A 15792-nucleotide genomic window follows, 5' to 3' on the forward strand; every position below is an offset into this window, starting at 1 on the left:
CGGAATTATTGCTCCGGCAGATTGAGATCCAGTTTGGGGGTTGCTGGCGTCTCTTCAAGTTGCGCCTTCTGCGCCGCCATCGCCTTGTGCAGAGTGCGGCGCTTTTGCAGCAGAATGAAACCACCCGCCCCCAGCAAGAGCAGCAACACGCCACCTCCCCCCAACGCCCAGGGCAGCCAGACCGGACTCTCCCGCTCCTCGAACCGGTCGGGGGTGGCGGCGGATGCGGGCATGGCCGCAGAGGGTGCAGGAGGGGGGGGAGGCGGTGCTATGGTGAACAACTTGGCCGGCAATTGCAGTTGCACCTCGCGACCGAGCCGGGTTGTTCCAAAGAGGGTGGCCTCCACCTTGTAATGCCCTGCCGCCTTGAGGGCGGAGAGATCCACGCCAAAACGCGGCGCTGTCGCTACCTCGTTGAACGTCATGCTACTGCCGCCGCCGTCGATGGCCTTGCCCTGGATGACCACGGAGGCGGGATCCAGTTCATCCACATCGATGACCAGAGAGAGCTTGGCTCCCCCCTCCCCGGAGGGGGGATTCAGGGAATAGCTGACCGGCCAGGGGTAGAGCAGCACCTGCTGTGACTGGGCTCGTGAGAAGACCTCATTGCCGGTGCTGAAGAGGGCTCGGTATTTTCCCGCAGGGACGTCCAGTACCGCCTCGGCGGTCAAGATACCGTCCCCCGGCACTTCGTCCACCCCCTTGCCATCATCCATGTAGCGTCCCAGGGTCTCCTCGAACACGGGATCGCCGCTCTGGCTGGCATCGTTGAACTGCTGCAGCTTGACGGTCATGCCCAGATCGGTGAGGTAGTAACCCGCCCCAGGCGCCGCGCCATCGATCAGCAGACGGGATTGCAGTTTGACCCGCTCACCCTGATAGAGGCGGGCCGGTAGCGGCTCGCTCTCGACCTGGATGTCGGTGAGCAGGCGCACCCGATTGTCGGGGGCCACCTCTCCGATCGCCTGCCAGGGGCCGGGCATGGGGTCGCGGATGGTGATGAGATCCTGATCCTTGAGGGGCAACCAGCCCACGTCGGGCTGCTTGACCTTGCCCACATAAAGCTTGCTGCCATCGGGTCGCACCAGGATCACCGAGGGCGTCCCCGGCTTGCGCTTGATGATGAAGGTGATCTCCTTCACGCCGTAATCGATGCGAAAGCGGTTGTCGAGCAGAGGAATGTCGGAAGGCGCAAACACCTCGTTGGCCGCGGCCGGGAGGGAGGCCAGCAGCAGCAGCCCCCAAAGCGATCTCATTGCCGCCACAGGCAGGCACCTCCTTTTTTCTGTACCAGATCCAGCCTCGCTTCATGGACAGCCGCCACCTCGTCGCTGGCGCGCACCACCCTGAGCGGCGGGCGATTGCTCTCCAGACGACGAATGCCGGTATCCTGGTTGGTCTCGCTCTCGCTGGTTTCGCTCGCGAGATTGAGTTTGGTCTGGCCACCCGTCATCAGGAGGTAGACGTCCGCCAGGATCTCCGCATCGAGCAAGGCGCCGTGCAGGGTACGGTGAGAGTTGTCGATGCCGTAGCGATCGCACAACACGTCCAGGTTGTTGCGCTTGCCCGGGAAGAGATCCCGCGCCATCGCCAGGGTATCCGTGATGCCGCAGATATCCGCCGTCTTGAAGTTCAGACCGAGCTTGCTGAACTCATAGTCCATGAAGCTCACGTCAAAGGGGGCGTTGTGGGCGATGAGCTCGGCGCCGCGAATGAACTCGATGAAATCGTCCGCTATCTGGCTAAAAGAGGGCTTGTCCGCCAGGAAGGCATCCGTGATGCCGTGCACGGCGATGGCCTCGGGGTCCACCAGCCGATCCGGCTTGATGTAGACGTGGAAATGGTTGCCGGTGAGTTTGCGGTTGATCACCTCCACACAGCCGATCTCGATGATGCGGTGCCCAAGATAGACAGGGCCGCCCGCGGTGTTCATGCCGGTGGTTTCGGTATCCAGAATGATCTGGCGATTCAGTTGGGGTGTGCTCATGATCAAATCCATGTCAAACTTCGGTTTTACTCGCTAGTTTACCCCAAGCCTCTCGCTAAAACAGATTGATTGCTCATGTTGAAACAGATTGATTTATTCACGGATGGCTCCTGCTTAGGCAACCCGGGCCCCGGCGGCTATGGTGCCGTCATGGTCTATGGCAAGCATCGCAAGGAGATCTCCGCCGGTTTTCGATTGACCACCAATAACCGGATGGAGCTGATGGCTGCCATCATGGGGCTGCGGACCCTGAACGAACCCTGCCAGGTGCGGCTCACCACCGACAGCCAGTATGTGCGCCAGGGGATCACCCAATGGATCATCGGCTGGAAGAAGAAGGGCTGGATGACCGCCAACCGTCAGCCGGTCAAGAACGTCGATCTCTGGCAGGCCCTGGATGCGGAAGTGGCCCGTCACCAGATCGAATGGCTCTGGGTGAAGGGACACTCGGGCCACCCGGAAAACGAACGCTGTGACGAGCTGGCCCGTGAGGCCGCCAGCGGCAAGCAGCTTGCCGAAGACAGCGGCTACCAGCCCTGATGCCCGCTAGCCGCCCTGGCGCGCCATTCCTGGCGCGGCCATCGACTCCGGCAGCCGCCAGCGGCGACGCACCGGTGTCACGGGGAAACGCCGCTTGCGGGCGGCAATCACGTAAACAGACGCCAGGGAGCGGCAATAGTCCCGCCCCAGACTCTCCCGCCACCAGCCGATCTTGCTCTGCCTGCCCATGAAGGAGAAACCGAACCGCTCGTCGAACATCACCTCGCAGCCGAGCAATTGCAGCCAGTCGGTCACCCGTGCGGGCGTGAACATGCGGGCAGACCAGGGCAGATGCCGCCGCATGAAGGGCAGATAGTGACCCAGCCCCACCAGGCTGAGCGGGTTGTAACCGCTGACAATGAGCCAGCCATCGTCGGTCAGCACCCGTTCTGCCTCCCGCAGCACCTGATGAGGATCCGGCGAGAAATCGAGGCAGTGAGCCAGCAGGCAGGCATCCACGCTCCCCGATCGCACCGGCAAGGCGAGCGGATCCCCCTGGATGTCCAGCAGCCGTCCGCCGGGAGCGACACCTATTTGATGGCGAATGGTGGAGCAGCCGCAGGAGAGTTCGGCGCTCAGGGCTCCTATCTTGAGCAAGTGATAGCCAAAGAGGTGGGGGCACCAGTTGTCGAGGCGCTCCTGAAGCTCGGCGGCCACCCAGTCCCCCATGGGCAGTGCGGACCAACTGGTCGGAAGCGCGATCTGTTGTTCGGTACGTGCCAGTTGCATAATGGGACCAACTCGGGGGCGAATGCCATCCAGTTATATAAGATCCCTTCCTTAAAGAGAACACAAGAGACCTCGACCCATGTATACCGTCATCACAGTTCCCGCCTTCAGCGACAACTACATCTGGTTGATCCGTCATGAAAATCACTGCCTGGTCGTCGATCCGGGCGAGGCCGCTCCCGTGCTGGAACGGCTGGCTGCGCTGGATCTGGTGCTGGATGCCATCCTCCTGACCCATCACCACCGCGATCACGTCGGGGGCGTATCCGAGTTGCTGCAACACTTCCCCCACGCTCGTCTCTATGGCCCCAAGCATGACCCCATGCCGGACCATCACGGCCAATGGCTCGACGACGGGGATCAGATCAACTGGCACGGCCTGAGTCTGGATGTCCTCCATGTACCCGGTCATACCCTGGGGCACATCGCCTATTACGGCCAGGGCATGCTGTTTTGTGGCGATACCCTCTTCAGCGCCGGTTGCGGCCGTCTGTTCGAAGGGACCCCGGCACAGATGCACACTTCCCTGCAACGGCTCGCGGCACTGCCCGATGAGACCCTCCTTTATTGTGCCCATGAATACACGCTCTCCAACCTGCGTTTCGCCCATGCGGTCGAGCCCGACAACCTGGCGATCCAGCGGCAGATCGGTGTGATCAGCAAACTGCGTCAGCAGGGCCTCCCGAGTCTCCCCTCCCGGCTGGGAGATGAGCGGAATTTCAATGTTTTTCTGCGCTGCGAGCAGGACTCGGTAAAATTTTCTGCTGAGAAATACGCCCTTAAATGCTTGGAAAATCCAGAGGATACCTTCGCTGTTCTGCGAGCCTGGAAGGACGTTTTTTGAACAAACCTTGATCAGGGGGGCATTGCCCCTTATGATGCGAGCTGTTTTTCCACAGATGACCTGAGCGAGATGAAGCTACGAACGGCCTTATTGGCAGCGCTGTTTCTCAGCGGCTGTCAAAACCTGAGCCATCAGGATGACCGGGCGGTAACGGCAATCGAGCCGATCAAATCCCCCCAAGTCAGCAAGAAAACGTACAAAAAACACTCTTCGCGGATGCTGTTCGGCGACGAACAGATAGAAGAGCTGGATGACACTGATAACCTGTGGGTGCGTATCAGCGATGATATGCAGCTGGACTCGCACGATAATGCCCGGGTTCGCCAACAGCGTGATTGGTTGTTGCGCAATGATAAGCATATGGCGACCATTGCCAGCCGGGCTGAGCCCTACCTGTATCTGATGGTAGAGGAAATCGAACGGCGTGAGCTGCCAATGGAGCTTATTACCATCCCCATGATCGAGAGCATGTTCGATCCCAATGCCCGCTCCCGCAGCAATGCGGTCGGTCTTTGGCAGTTCGTTCCTGCAACCGGCAAGAATTTCGGCCTGCGCCACGACAACTGGTACGACGGTCGACGCGATGTCCTGGCATCCACCAATGCCGCACTGGATTACCTGGAGTACCTGAACCGGTTCTTCGACGGTGACTGGCTGCAGACCCTGGCCGCTTACAATGCCGGTGAAGGTCGGGTGCGCAACGCCATCACCCGCAACGAACGGGCTGGTCGTCCGACCGACTACTGGTCGCTGGACCTGCCCCGCGAAACCCGGATGTATGTGCCCAAGATCCTGGCCATGGCCGACATGATCCGCAATGCGGACAAATACAATGTCACCCTGCCGGTGCTGGCCAACAAGCCGCAATTGCGAACCATCAATACCGGTGGTCAGATTGATTTGAACGTGGCCGCCCAGCTGGCTGGCGTTTCCGCCTCCCAGCTCAAGGCGCTCAATCCTGCGCTCAAGCGTGGCATGACCTCGCCGCAGGGCCCTTACAACCTGCTGGTCCCCGTCGAGTACGCCGACACCCTGGAGCTGGCCCTGGCCGATCTGCCCCAGCGTGAACGTACCCGTGGTGTGCGCTCCTATCAGGTCACCAGTGGTGATACGCTGTCACGGATCGCCCAGAATCACGGGGTGACCGTGCAACAGCTCAAGCTGGCCAACAACATGCGCGGCAACAACCTGCGCCGTGGCCAGAGCCTGATCATCCCCAATGGTGGGCGCGCAACCCAGGTTGCCCAGAGCAAGCCGCAGCAGCTCGCCAGCCGCAGTGGTGGCAAGGTGAACTATCAGGTGCGCTCCGGTGACAACTTGTGGAGCATCAGCCAGGCACACGGGGTCACCCACGCCGACCTGGCCAAGTGGAACGGCCTGAACGCCAAGTCGGCCCTCAAGCCTGGCATGAAGCTGGTGGTCTGGCCCAAGCAGGGCAAGAGCAGCAACAAGTCCATGGTCTATCAGGTGCGCCGCGGTGATTCCCTCTCCTCCATCGCAGCCCGCTTCCAGGTCGCCGTCAACGATGTGATGCGCTGGAACCAGCTCGGCAAGAGTGACTATCTCAAGCCGGGTCAGGAGTTGACCCTGTTCGTGAAGAACAACAGCTGATCGCTCGTCGCAATCCAAAAAAATACCCCGCTTGATGCGGGGTATTTTTTTGTCTGCATGAACCAGCGCCGATGACCCCTGAGGGCTGACTCAGGGTGTGATGGCCTGGGCCGCAAAGCGTGCCAGAATGGGGTTGTGATCAGAGGCATCGGTAGCCGGTGAACTCACCTCCACCAGATCCAGATTGCGATAGTAGAGGTGATCCAGCGGGCGGCCAAAGGCGGTGCGACGCAGATCAGGCACAGGTATGGCCTCCTGCAGGCCAAGCTCGCCCACCAGCTTGTTCAACCAGAACGAACGCTTGTCGCTCCAGGTATTGAAATCGCCGCCCAGGATGACCGGCCCCTGGTGGCGATGGATCAACGCAGTCAGATCGTTGAGCTGCTCGCGAAAGGTCGCCATGCCCAGCTCGAAATTGACCGCATGGAGATTCACCACCAGCACGCCGTCAGGATCCCCTTGCAAGGGATAGAGACTGACCAGACCTGACTTGGGGATGCGCAGCAGGGGTTCGGGGGAACGGACGCCACAAACAAACGCCTGCGGCGTTTTCGCCACCGTCATCACGCCAAAGGAGACACCTCCCTGGGTGAAGGCCTGCAACTGCTGCCACTGGAAATCGCCTCTCTTCAGCCAGTCCAGCATCTCGGGCCGGGTCGCCGACTCTTGCAGCAGCACCAGATCCTGGGACTTGGCATACTCATCCAGCCCTTCCCGCCAGTTCTTGCGTTGTCCCTTGTAGAGGTTCCAGACGGTGATGCCAAACTCCCTCGGCAAGGCCGTGGAGGCGAGCGCCACCAGAGGCGGTCTGTCACAGCTTGCGCCAGGTATGATACCTGCCGCAGTCACCAGATGATCTTGATCCGGTACCTCGAAGCAACCGACCAGCCCCAACGTCAGCAGGGACGTTCCCAGAATCCGATAACTATTTTTCATTGGCTAACAATCACCTGCCTCTGCAAGACGACATGGCCCTCACACAGGCCACGGTCGCCGACTAGTCTCATTATTCGTGTCCGGCCCGACTCATCCAGAAGGAATTCAACGATGGCGAGACAGCATCAGTACCGCGTGACATTTTACGATCAACAGGGAACCTGTCATCAAGTGGAGCTTTCCACCGTCTATCAAATCAGGCGGGATCCCCAATGTGATCTCTGTCTGTTCGACACCCGGCAGTGCGTGGGGTCGGAAGAGATGCTGGAGCGCATGATACGGCAAAAAACCGGGCTTGAGCAGGAAATATCCATCATCAATGCCCGGCTCATCTGAGCAGACTCAGACCGGGACGGGGCGGGATTTGCCCTGATCGTCGATGGCCACATAGGTGAAGACGCCCTCGGTCACGCAGTACCGCTGGGCTTCGTTCTCCCGCAATACCGGCTTGACCCAGACCTCCAGCTTGAGTCGCATGGAGCTGCGACCAATCTTGAGGCAGCGACCGTAACAGCACACCACGTCACCCACCTTGACCGGGCTGTGGAAGGTCATCCCCTCCACCGAGACGGTACAGATGCGCCCTTTTGCCAGCTCCTTGGCCATGATGCCCCCACCTATATCCATCTGGGACATGATCCACCCGCCGAAGATATCGCCATTGGGGTTGGTATCGGCTGGCATTGCCAGGGTTCTCAGCAACAGCTCCCCATCGGGGTGGCGCTTGGTCTCTTCCATCATTACCGCTCTCTTTATCATGGATGGCGGCATGATAGGGGGCGATCCCCCCCTTGGCAAACCTCAATTGTCCCGGAGCGCGCGCCGTATCTGGTTTGCACGCCAGATGACCGACTCCGGGGCCCGGATGGCGACGACCCGTTCAGCCCTTCAAGGCCGCACCGTCCGCAAACCAGTGGGCCGGATCCGGCCAGCGATAGACGAAACCAAGCTGCTGGCAGATGCGCTGACCTTCGATGGGAGCAAACTCCCCCGCCGGCTCGACGAACTGCGGCGGCACCAGCCCGAGCAGGCGGCTCGCGAAGGGGTAGAGCTGCTCCCGACGTGGGTGAACGGGGGCACTCAGATTGTAGGCATCCCCATCCTGCCCCCGGGCCAGCATCAGCTCACAGGCGGCCACCACGTCGTCCAGATGCACCAGGTTCACAGCCTGGCCTCCCCCGGCCAGCGTCTTGCCCGCCAGAAAACGGCCGGGGTGACGGTCAGGACCATAGAGTCCGGCCGGGCGCAAGATCATGGCGCAGTCAACATGCCCTTCCAGCACGGCAAGCTCGGCCGCCCGCATCCGCAAGCCTCTGTCATGGGCTGGAGCGGGCGTATCATCCTCCCCCTGTCCGGCCCCCCAGACCGAAGTCGCGCTGATAAACAGAACCCTCTGAACACCCGCCTCCCTCGCCTGTCGACACAGGCTGGCCACGGACGCCGGGTAATCACCGGTCTTGCTGGGGGGCACACAGATCACCAGGTCATGACAGCGAAAAGGCAGTGATCCCATGTCAGGGGTAAGCAACAGCGGCCAGGCGGCAATACCCTCCCCCCGCAGCCGTTCAGCCTTTTCGGCCGTACTGACCGTCACCGCGACAGATTGCCCCTGCTCTTGCAATGCCCTGGCCAGGGGCAACCCCAGCCAGCCGGCGCCCACGATACCCGTCTGATACTCAAATTCGTTCGTCATACCCGGATCCTGACAAAAAAAAAACGGCCATCCAATGATGACCGTCGAAAGTAACGAAGGAAATAGCCGGATTAACCGGTTACCTCCCACAGCGGGAAAATCGGGAGCGCACGCTCCTAATTCGTGGGCCTATCCTAGTGGCAGCGCGGTCAAAAAGCTTTGAAGCGGATCACAGTTGAAAAGGATTTCTGAAAGCGCTTTCACTGTTTTGCAAAAAAGTCGACCCGCACGGGGCCAACTTCATGACTCAGGCCACAGATTCCCGCCGTACCAGTTCGGCTTCGAATTTGAGCGCCAATCCCTCTACCGGTTTGTGATCCAGCAGCCTCAGGGCCAGCTCAGCGGCCCGCTCTCCCATCTCCTCGATGGGGTAACGTACCGTGGTGAGCTTGGGATAGATGTATCGGGCATAGGGGATGTCATCAAAACCGACCACAGAGACCTGCTGGGGTATTTTGTAACCCCGCTCCAGCAGACAGGAGATCGCCCCCGCCACCATGGCATCGTTGAAACCAAGCACAGCGCTGAACTCGACGCCGCGCGCCAGCAGCTCGCTCATGGCCACATAGCCACCTTTTTCGTCGGCATAGGCACGGCCGATGAGGGCAGGATCCAGCTCGATACCTGCCCGTTGCAGGGCGAAGCGATAGCCGGCCATACGCTGCTGACCATCAACAAACTCCTCGTCATCGGAGGTGACGAAGGCAATCTTGCGATGTCCCGCGTCCAGCAGATGCTGGCAAGCCGTGGTGATGCCGGCCTGGTTGTCCAGCCAGACGCAGCGATCCTCGCAGCCTGGCACCTGACGGTTGATGAAGACGATGGGGGTCGTGCCCGACGCCAGCTCGCTGAGCTCTTCGTCAGGCAGCGCCTTGCTGTGCAGGATCAGGGCATCGCACTGGCGCTGCAGCAGCGCCTGGATGGCGTGCCGCTCACGGGTCGCGTCGTGGTTTCCGGACACCACGATGGTGAACTTGTTCGCCTTGTCGACCATGCTTTCGATGCCGCGCATCATCTGGGCGAAGAAGGGGCCGCCACACAAATCCCCCACCAGCACACCGATACAGTTGGAGCGTTTGCTCACCAGGGCCTGGGCGAAGCTGTTTGGACGAAAGCTGAGCTCCTTCATGGCCGCGAGGACAGCCTCGCGCTTCTCGGGCGCCACCTGCGCCGTGTTGTTGATCACTCGAGACACTGTCGAAATGGAGACATTCGCCAGCTGAGACACATCTTTGATCGTTGCCACTCTCGATTCCTTTGTTGGAAAAGCCTGTCAGTGATGATCGGGCATTGTATCGAACCTGACAGACCAAGACGCGGCGCCCGATCACCTGGCAGGTTTCCTTTTGTAACAAAGCTTAAGGGATGATAACCATTCTGGGGCAAGAATGGGAGGCAGCCGCGACAACGACTGCCCCCGAACTCAATAGGCGTGATTCAGCTCGCGTTCCGACATGAAACGCAAGGGCTGCTGCAGCTTGTGTTGATAGATGAGATCGAAAGAGAGCACGTTCTGGACATAGTTGCGCGTCTCCCGATAGGGGATGCTCTCCACCCAGACATCCATCGGCTTGTTGTCGCTCTGCTCGCGCCAGCGCTTGACCCGGCCAGGACCCGCATTGTAAGCCGCCGCCGCCAGGATCCGGTTGCCGTCATACACATCCAGCAGGCGCTTGAGGTAGGCGCTGCCAAGACGAATGTTCATGGCCGGGTCGAACAGTTGCTGCTCGTTGCGATAGGGCACCCCAAGCTTGCCGGCCGTCTCTTTCGCGGTGGCAGGCATCAGCTGCATCAACCCCCTCGCCCCGACCGGTGACTGGGCCAGGGGATAGAGTGCGCTCTCCTGACGGGAGATGGCGTAGAGCAGACTGGTGTTCATGGTGCGCTCTTGTGCCATCTGGGAGAAGGTGCGCTTGAGGGGCAGCGGGAAGCGCAGGTCCAGCGCATCCCAGGCCTCGGCACGGATGCTGGAGAGGATCGCCAGCTCGTGCCAGCCCTGGTTGAGGGCGATGTGGCCAAACTCCAGGCGCTGGGCCACGCTGTTGCGATCCATGTTGTGGATCCACTCAGAGCGGGCCGCAGTGATCTCGTTCATCGCCAGCAGCTCACGCACCCGCAGCAGGAAGGGCCAGCGGCGGCTGGCACTTTGCCAGTCCGGCACCTTGTGCGCCACGCTCTGGTTCTTCATGCGATAGGGCACACCGGTGCGCTGGGCCGCCATGAAGCCGTAGAAGCCGCGCAGGTTTGCAGTCTCGAGATAGAGGTCCCGCGCCGGTTTCTGCCGCCCCTGTTTCTCCAGCGAACGCGCCATCCAGTAACGCCAGCGATCCTCTTTTTGCAGCCCCATGGGCATCCGCTTGACCCAGCCTTCGAGGCCGCGCCAATCCTGCTCCCAGATGGCAAGACGGGCCCGCAGCTCCACCAGCTCCGGATCCTTGAGCCGCACCAGGGCCGTATCCAGCCAGGCGCGCTGGTCAGAAGATCGGTCCAGCAACAGGCGGCGGGCGGCCGCCTTCTCCACCCTACTCACCTCGGCATGGTTCAGGCCGAAGCGACGGGTCATCTCCCCCAGCTGGCGCAGAACCGCGTCGGGCTCCTGGTTGGCGTAGCGGGCCAGCCCCAGGGAGAGCAGATGGCGCGACGGGGGCGCCGCCGTGAAGTTGGCAGGATTCATCGCCCGCACGGGTTGGTCATACAGGGCGATCATCTGATCGCCATACCCCTTCATGCCGCTGCCGAGCTGGGCCCCGAGGTGGCGAATGAGGTTGGGGTTCTGGGCCTCGAAAGCCAGGTTCATGCGCTCCCAGATCTTCTCCTGAGTGCGCAGACCTGCCTGCTGCCAGAGCTGGAACAGGGGATCGCAGGCATCGGGCCTGGATTGACCGCTCAACCAGAGCTTGCCTGCCTCCTGCAGGGCTTCACTTTGGTGCCCCGTGTAGTAGCGGGCCTGATAGTGCTGACAGAGCAGATCGGTGGAGCTTGGCTTGGCTGGATAGAAGCGCAGGAACTGGGACCACTGCTGGCTCTGGGCAAGATAGGTGAGATAGCTGCGCTCGAGCCGGTTGGACTGGGGGGTGTCCCCGTGCTGGCGGATGAAGCGGGTCACATCGTTGTAGTCTGCCGCCCCGGGACGGAACGCAAGCTGGTAGTAATCCAGATAAGGCAGCAGTGGATAGTGGATCAGGCGTGCCCGAAGCTGGCTGAATTTGACCTGATCATTGGCACGCACGGCCTCATGGGCCTGGCGATAGAGAGACTGCTCCATGGTCTGCGCGAAGGCAGGAGCCAACAGCCCCGGCATCCAGAGCGCAGACAAGATGATTCCCTGCACGACTTTCACGAATGGCATTCTCCCCTTGAAGGCATAACCACCGCCAAAGGGCGGTGGTGACATACCTTCATTCTACCCGCTAAGCACGGGGGCTACGCCACACTATTTTTATCGGTGCAGACGGGGCGATCACCGCGTACCTGACGGCTGACATAGCGTTCAAGGTAGGGAACAGGAAGCGGCTTGGAGGCGAGGTATCCCTGGAAGAAATGGCAGCCCTGTGCCTGCAGAAACTCCAGTTGCTGGCGGGACTCCACCCCCTCCGCCGTCACGTTGAACCCCATGTGGCGGGCCATGGCGATCACGGCCTCGACGATGGCCATGTTGTCACCATCCTTGGGAATGTCCTGGATGAAAGAGCGGTCGATCTTGAGCTCGTCAGCCGGCAGCCGCTTGAGGTAGCTCAGGGAAGAGTACCCCGCCCCGAAGTCGTCGATGGCAAAGCTGATGCCCAGGGTCTTGAGTTCCGCCATCTTGCTGATGGTGTCTTCCGCATGACCCAGCACCACCGACTCGGTGATCTCCAGGTTGAGGCAGGCGGGATCCATGCCGGTGGCCGCCAGCACGTCGTGAATGCGATCGACGAAGTCGGGAGCATGGAACTGTTTGGCGCTCACGTTGACCGACAGCTGGGGGACGTGGATCCCGTTCTCCTCCCAGGAGACGTACTGGGTACAGGCTTCGTGCAATACCCAATTGCCGATGTCGACAATGAGATCCGTCTCCTCGGCAATGGGGATGAACTCGGCGGGCGACACCAGGGCACGCCCGGGGGGTTGCCAGCGGATCAGTGCCTCGACACCGATGATCTCCCCCCCCGCCACCATGTGCTGGGGCTGGTAGTGGAGGGTCAGCTCCCCATTGTCGAGGGCACTGCGCAGCTCGTTGTGAATGTGCAGACGCCGGTCGGCCTGCAACTGCATGGAGGCATCAAAGAAGCGCCGGGTCTTGCGGCCCGCCGATTTCGCCTGATACATGGCGGTGTCAGCCTGCTTGAGCAGATCCCCCGCCTCCTGCTCCCGACCGGGAAAGAGGGTGATGCCGACACTGGCGCCGATGTGCAGCACCTGGCCTCTGAAATCATAGGGGGCGGCGATCTCCCCGATGAGCCGCTCCGCGATGAGGTCGGCCTGCATCTCCGCCTGGGGCGGGCTGATGGAGAGCGCTGGCAGCAACAACACGAACTCGTCGCCGCCGAGACGGGCCAGACAATCCCCCTGGCGCACCAGCCGCTTGAGACGGCTGGCCACCTCCTTGAGCAGCCAGTCGCCGGTGGCGTGACCCAGGGAATCATTGATGGTCTTGAAGTGGTCGAGATCGATGAACAGCAGGGCCCCGATAAGGTGACTGCGATTTGCATCGGTGAACGCCTGGGTCAGGGTTTCGTGCAGCTGACGGCGATTGGGCAGGCCGGTCAGCTCGTCATAGAAGGCGAGATCCTGAATGCGGCGCTCCGCCGCCTTGCGCTCTGAAATATCCTCGAAGAAGATGACATAGTGGCTGATCCCCCCCTTCTCATCCTGCACCGGCGTGACGATCTCCCACTGGGGATAGGCGTGACCGTCGGCGTGCAGGCGCAAGGTTTCCCCCTGCCAGCGATCCAGGGCGTTGAGCTCGTAGCCCAACCCTCCCAGCCCCGACCAGAGATCGTTACCAAGATGCAGACCAATCACCCCCTGGTTGTCAAAGCCGGTGATCTGGCTGAAGGCGTAATTGACCCGCAGGATCTTGAACTCGGGATCCGTGATGATGATCCCTTCGTGAGTTTCAAAGGCCACCGCAGACAGCCGCATCAAGGCATCGCTCTGCAGGCGCTCCAGCTCGGCCACCATGCGCACCGAGAAGATGGTCAGGACGGAGTCCAGATCCGTGGTCCGGGTCTGGCTCGGGAACAGCAGGGCGAGATGACCCAGGATCTGACCGTTGCGATCGAGCAGCGGCTGGGCGTAATAGTGCTGGCCCGGGGGCAGGTTGGAATACCCGGTCAGGGGTTCACTCACGGGGACCGCGCTGGAGGCCCCCTGGCGATAGAGCTGCTGGCAGGGCATGTCACAGAGGGCATACTCCTTGACGTCGATGCCGTGGCTCGCCAGCACCCTGAGCCTGTCGAGACCGACCCGCTCCGTCAGCCAGACGGCAGTGGCTCCCAGGATATGGGCCAGCTCGTTGACCAGGGTCTGGCAAAAATCGAGCCCCGTCTTGGCGGAGAGCGCCTGCGCCAGCTTGGCCAGCAAGGGGGCTTGTAACATGGGAAGCGGCGGTGTCACGCCTGCGGGGGAGTCGGCGCGATCCATCTCGCGATGCATCATTTCGAGGGGGGCAAGCCAGCCACAACAGAGCCCCTGTGCAGGCACATACTGACCGTACCAGAGCGCGTGGTGTACCTTGCCGTCCTCATCGCGCAGGTGACCGATGAACTGGCCAGGCTGGCCGGAATCGTGGAGTCTTGCAAGAAAATCGGCGAAACCCGCTTCATCTTCCCGCTCAAGTTGGGTGGCCCAGGGGTGGGTTCCCTCCCCTGCCCAGGGTTCACAAGAGACATGATCAGACAGGCTCCATTGCCCATGCTGCCGATCATAAAACCACATCATCTGGGTGGCTTGCTGCTTCATCTACGACTCCAACCACTACAACCACGTTATCCACCCCGACTCCTGCAGAAAAGCATATCCGTTTGCGCGCATATCTCCACCGGCGCATGGCAATGATTTTGCGATGCGATGAGGCGATGTGGGTGGAGAAAATTCGAGACTATGCGGCAAAAACCAAACATCGGGTCGACACAAGGCGCTGCCGAGGGGGGACAGAAACGATCCTATTTGCTGATACTGCCTGCCTGTTTCACTGAGCTCAAGCGGTTTTTGGCATGAAACGGGAAAAGCTCACAATTTATGGACAGCGGGATTCCCAAGGGGATTTTTCGTGACACAGATCACATTTTGATTTGGCGACATGGGTAATCTGGAGGTGAAGACACAAGCAAGACGACCCGAAGGGGGCCATTATGAAAATCGAAATGACCAGTAAAATCATCGACATCACCCCAGCCATCCGCGAGCGCATTGAATCCCGTTTTGAAAAGCTCGAGCGTCTTCAGGTGCCTCTTATCACACCCCATGTGATCATCTCCAAAGAGCGTTTGATGTATATCGTCGAAGCCACTATCGGCATTCCCAACGGCAAACTGTTTGCGCAGGCAGAGCACGAGGATCTCTATGCTGCCATCACGGACCTGGGCCAGAAGCTGGAACGCCAGCTCAACCGTCACACGGAGAAACCCATCGCCCGTCGTGCCGCCGGCAAGGAAGTGCCCCAACCGGACGAAGCAGACGCCTGACAAGGTTCACCACTCATAAAGCAAAAGGCGGGTTATCCCGCCTTTTTGCATTCTACCGTGCCGTCACCCCAGCCAGCGCAGCCTGGCATCCACCCCTTGCGCAAGCTCATCGAGCAGCGGCAGCATCATCAGCGGAGCCTCCTCCCTGGGGTCAGCGCCCATAGGTCGGGCCTGCCAGCGCTCGCGACCCAGTGCCGAGAGGTTGTCGTACACCGCGGGATCCAGCGCGGGCGTTCGGCTCACCAGTGGCGGGGAGCGCAGCGCCAGCCAGAGTCTCACATCCGTCATGCACCCGCCCTGTTGCAGACGCTCGTTGAGGCTGGTGGCATCGCTCTCTTCCACCCCTCCTTGCAGGGACGCCCGGGGCATCAGACCGAAACGGGAGCGCCAATCCATCTCACCCGACGCAGGCTTGGGCGGGGCATCAAACCAGGGCTGCTCTTCCACTGCATCAGTCAGCAGCGCCAGGTGCAGCCTGAAGTCGGCACGGTCCCCCGCACGGAGATCCTGGTTGAGCCGTTGGCCCAACTGGGCCTCATCCACGAGCAAGCGGTCACGAATCGCACTGGGCAGCATGAGATAAATCTTGGAAATGAAGGTTTCATTGCTTATCGGCCATCAACCCGATCCTTTAAGCATTAAAAATCCCGGAAGAGGGGTTCACAAGCGCGACAGATCTGTTAGTATGCGCCTCGCACTTGGGGAGGGGTTCCCGAGCGGCCAAAGGGATCAGACTGTAAATCTGACGGCTCTGCCTTCGAAGGTTCGAATCCTTCTCCCTCCA

The 15792-nt window shown here is 60.8% G+C and carries 16 protein-coding genes and 1 tRNA gene; 6 read left to right on the forward strand and 11 right to left on the reverse strand.

Annotated features, from left to right (window positions below; genetic code table 11):
* Window positions 1-5 precede the first annotated feature (5 nt).
* Together AB5Y68_RS09525 and dnaQ are read right to left on the reverse strand one after the other, a co-directional pair.
* Window positions 6-1256, reverse strand: coding sequence for a TIGR03503 family protein (locus AB5Y68_RS09525; RefSeq protein WP_368207123.1), 1251 nt, complete (start codon window positions 1254-1256; stop codon window positions 6-8).
* A complete protein-coding gene (gene dnaQ / locus AB5Y68_RS09530) occupies window positions 1253-1987 on the reverse strand; it encodes a DNA polymerase III subunit epsilon (protein ID WP_039038833.1) in 735 nt (244 codons plus the stop codon). The genes AB5Y68_RS09525 and dnaQ overlap by 4 nt, the downstream gene beginning before the upstream one ends.
* A gap of 75 nt (window positions 1988-2062) precedes the next feature.
* Between dnaQ and rnhA the strand changes: the two genes are divergently transcribed.
* The gene (gene rnhA, locus AB5Y68_RS09535; RefSeq protein ID WP_010674138.1) at window positions 2063-2527 is read left to right on the forward strand and encodes a ribonuclease HI; all 465 of its coding nucleotides are present in this window, start codon (window positions 2063-2065) and stop codon (window positions 2525-2527) included.
* Between the two features lie 6 nt (window positions 2528-2533).
* Here rnhA and AB5Y68_RS09540 read toward each other — a convergent pair whose 3' ends face one another.
* Window positions 2534-3256 (reverse strand): class I SAM-dependent methyltransferase, encoded by a 723-nt coding sequence (locus AB5Y68_RS09540; protein ID WP_010674137.1) that lies wholly within the window; start codon window positions 3254-3256, stop codon window positions 2534-2536.
* 79 nt (window positions 3257-3335) lie between these two features.
* Between AB5Y68_RS09540 and gloB the strand changes: the two genes are divergently transcribed.
* Window positions 3336-4100, forward strand: coding sequence for a hydroxyacylglutathione hydrolase (gloB, locus tag AB5Y68_RS09545; protein ID WP_039038832.1), 765 nt, complete (start codon window positions 3336-3338; stop codon window positions 4098-4100).
* An 87-nt stretch (window positions 4101-4187) separates the two neighbouring features.
* On the opposite strand, the gene AB5Y68_RS09550 is transcribed toward gloB, so the two are convergent.
* The gene (locus AB5Y68_RS09550; protein WP_010674135.1) at window positions 4188-4460 is read right to left on the reverse strand and encodes a hypothetical protein; all 273 of its coding nucleotides are present in this window, start codon (window positions 4458-4460) and stop codon (window positions 4188-4190) included.
* On the opposite strand from AB5Y68_RS09550, the gene AB5Y68_RS09555 reads away from it, so the two are divergent.
* Complete coding sequence (locus AB5Y68_RS09555) at window positions 4389-5711, forward strand: LysM peptidoglycan-binding domain-containing protein (protein WP_223302529.1); 1323 nt, start codon at window positions 4389-4391, stop codon at window positions 5709-5711. The genes AB5Y68_RS09550 and AB5Y68_RS09555 overlap by 72 nt on opposite strands.
* A 90-nt stretch (window positions 5712-5801) precedes the next feature.
* Here the strand turns inward: AB5Y68_RS09555 and AB5Y68_RS09560 are convergent, their stop codons facing one another.
* Entirely contained in the window at window positions 5802-6647 is an 846-nt protein-coding gene (locus AB5Y68_RS09560) for an endonuclease/exonuclease/phosphatase family protein (RefSeq protein ID WP_039038831.1), read from the reverse strand.
* 111 nt (window positions 6648-6758) lie between these two features.
* Here AB5Y68_RS09560 and AB5Y68_RS09565 point away from each other — a divergent pair, with 111 nt between their 5' ends.
* Complete coding sequence (locus tag AB5Y68_RS09565; protein ID WP_010674132.1) at window positions 6759-6983, forward strand: hypothetical protein; 225 nt, start codon at window positions 6759-6761, stop codon at window positions 6981-6983.
* A gap of 6 nt (window positions 6984-6989) precedes the next feature.
* Here AB5Y68_RS09565 and yciA read toward each other — a convergent pair whose 3' ends face one another.
* The 5 genes from yciA to AB5Y68_RS09590 form a co-directional block, all read right to left on the reverse strand.
* Window positions 6990-7388 carry an acyl-CoA thioester hydrolase YciA gene (gene yciA, locus AB5Y68_RS09570; protein ID WP_029314261.1) on the reverse strand — a complete coding sequence of 133 codons (399 nt, stop codon included), beginning with the start codon at window positions 7386-7388 and terminating at the stop codon, window positions 6990-6992.
* A 139-nt stretch (window positions 7389-7527) separates the two neighbouring features.
* Window positions 7528-8340 carry an NAD-dependent epimerase/dehydratase family protein gene (locus AB5Y68_RS09575; protein ID WP_039038829.1) on the reverse strand — a complete coding sequence of 271 codons (813 nt, stop codon included), beginning with the start codon at window positions 8338-8340 and terminating at the stop codon, window positions 7528-7530.
* A 247-nt stretch (window positions 8341-8587) separates the two neighbouring features.
* Window positions 8588-9586, reverse strand: a complete 999-nt coding sequence (locus AB5Y68_RS09580; protein WP_039038828.1) for a LacI family DNA-binding transcriptional regulator — start codon at window positions 9584-9586, stop codon at window positions 8588-8590.
* A 177-nt stretch (window positions 9587-9763) separates the two neighbouring features.
* Complete coding sequence (locus AB5Y68_RS09585) at window positions 9764-11680, reverse strand: transglycosylase SLT domain-containing protein (RefSeq protein WP_039038867.1); 1917 nt, start codon at window positions 11678-11680, stop codon at window positions 9764-9766.
* An 83-nt stretch (window positions 11681-11763) separates the two neighbouring features.
* Window positions 11764-14283 carry a bifunctional diguanylate cyclase/phosphodiesterase gene (locus AB5Y68_RS09590; RefSeq protein WP_039038827.1) on the reverse strand — a complete coding sequence of 840 codons (2520 nt, stop codon included), beginning with the start codon at window positions 14281-14283 and terminating at the stop codon, window positions 11764-11766.
* Window positions 14284-14675: 392 nt separating this feature from the next.
* Here AB5Y68_RS09590 and raiA point away from each other — a divergent pair, with 392 nt between their 5' ends.
* Entirely contained in the window at window positions 14676-15008 is a 333-nt protein-coding gene (gene raiA / locus AB5Y68_RS09595) for a ribosome-associated translation inhibitor RaiA (protein WP_010674126.1), read from the forward strand.
* Between the two features lie 63 nt (window positions 15009-15071).
* On the opposite strand, the gene AB5Y68_RS09600 is transcribed toward raiA, so the two are convergent.
* Window positions 15072-15584, reverse strand: a complete 513-nt coding sequence (locus AB5Y68_RS09600) for a VC2046/SO_2500 family protein (protein WP_039038826.1) — start codon at window positions 15582-15584, stop codon at window positions 15072-15074.
* A 126-nt stretch (window positions 15585-15710) separates the two neighbouring features.
* Here AB5Y68_RS09600 and AB5Y68_RS09605 point away from each other — a divergent pair.
* Window positions 15711-15792 (forward strand) — tRNA-Tyr (locus tag AB5Y68_RS09605).

This window comes from Aeromonas sp. R6-1 (assembly GCF_040908165.1).
Lineage (GTDB): Bacteria > Pseudomonadota > Gammaproteobacteria > Enterobacterales > Aeromonadaceae > Aeromonas > Aeromonas caviae.

Coding starts and splice junctions, on each gene's coding strand:
- AB5Y68_RS09525 (WP_368207123.1), bottom strand. CDS start 1,256: ATGAGATCGCTTTGGGGGCTGCTGCTGCTGGCCTCCCTCCCGGCCGCG.
- dnaQ (WP_039038833.1), bottom strand. CDS start 1,987: ATGAGCACACCCCAACTGAATCGCCAGATCATTCTGGATACCGAAACC.
- rnhA (WP_010674138.1), top strand. CDS start 2,063: ATGTTGAAACAGATTGATTTATTCACGGATGGCTCCTGCTTAGGCAAC.
- AB5Y68_RS09540 (WP_010674137.1), bottom strand. CDS start 3,256: ATGCAACTGGCACGTACCGAACAACAGATCGCGCTTCCGACCAGTTGG.
- gloB (WP_039038832.1), top strand. CDS start 3,336: ATGTATACCGTCATCACAGTTCCCGCCTTCAGCGACAACTACATCTGG.
- AB5Y68_RS09555 (WP_223302529.1), top strand. CDS start 4,389: ATGCAGCTGGACTCGCACGATAATGCCCGGGTTCGCCAACAGCGTGAT.
- AB5Y68_RS09550 (WP_010674135.1), bottom strand. CDS start 4,460: ATGCTTATCATTGCGCAACAACCAATCACGCTGTTGGCGAACCCGGGC.
- AB5Y68_RS09560 (WP_039038831.1), bottom strand. CDS start 6,647: ATGAAAAATAGTTATCGGATTCTGGGAACGTCCCTGCTGACGTTGGGG.
- AB5Y68_RS09565 (WP_010674132.1), top strand. CDS start 6,759: ATGGCGAGACAGCATCAGTACCGCGTGACATTTTACGATCAACAGGGA.
- yciA (WP_029314261.1), bottom strand. CDS start 7,388: ATGATGGAAGAGACCAAGCGCCACCCCGATGGGGAGCTGTTGCTGAGA.
- AB5Y68_RS09575 (WP_039038829.1), bottom strand. CDS start 8,340: ATGACGAACGAATTTGAGTATCAGACGGGTATCGTGGGCGCCGGCTGG.
- AB5Y68_RS09590 (WP_039038827.1), bottom strand. CDS start 14,283: ATGAAGCAGCAAGCCACCCAGATGATGTGGTTTTATGATCGGCAGCAT.
- raiA (WP_010674126.1), top strand. CDS start 14,676: ATGAAAATCGAAATGACCAGTAAAATCATCGACATCACCCCAGCCATC.
- AB5Y68_RS09600 (WP_039038826.1), bottom strand. CDS start 15,584: ATGCTGCCCAGTGCGATTCGTGACCGCTTGCTCGTGGATGAGGCCCAG.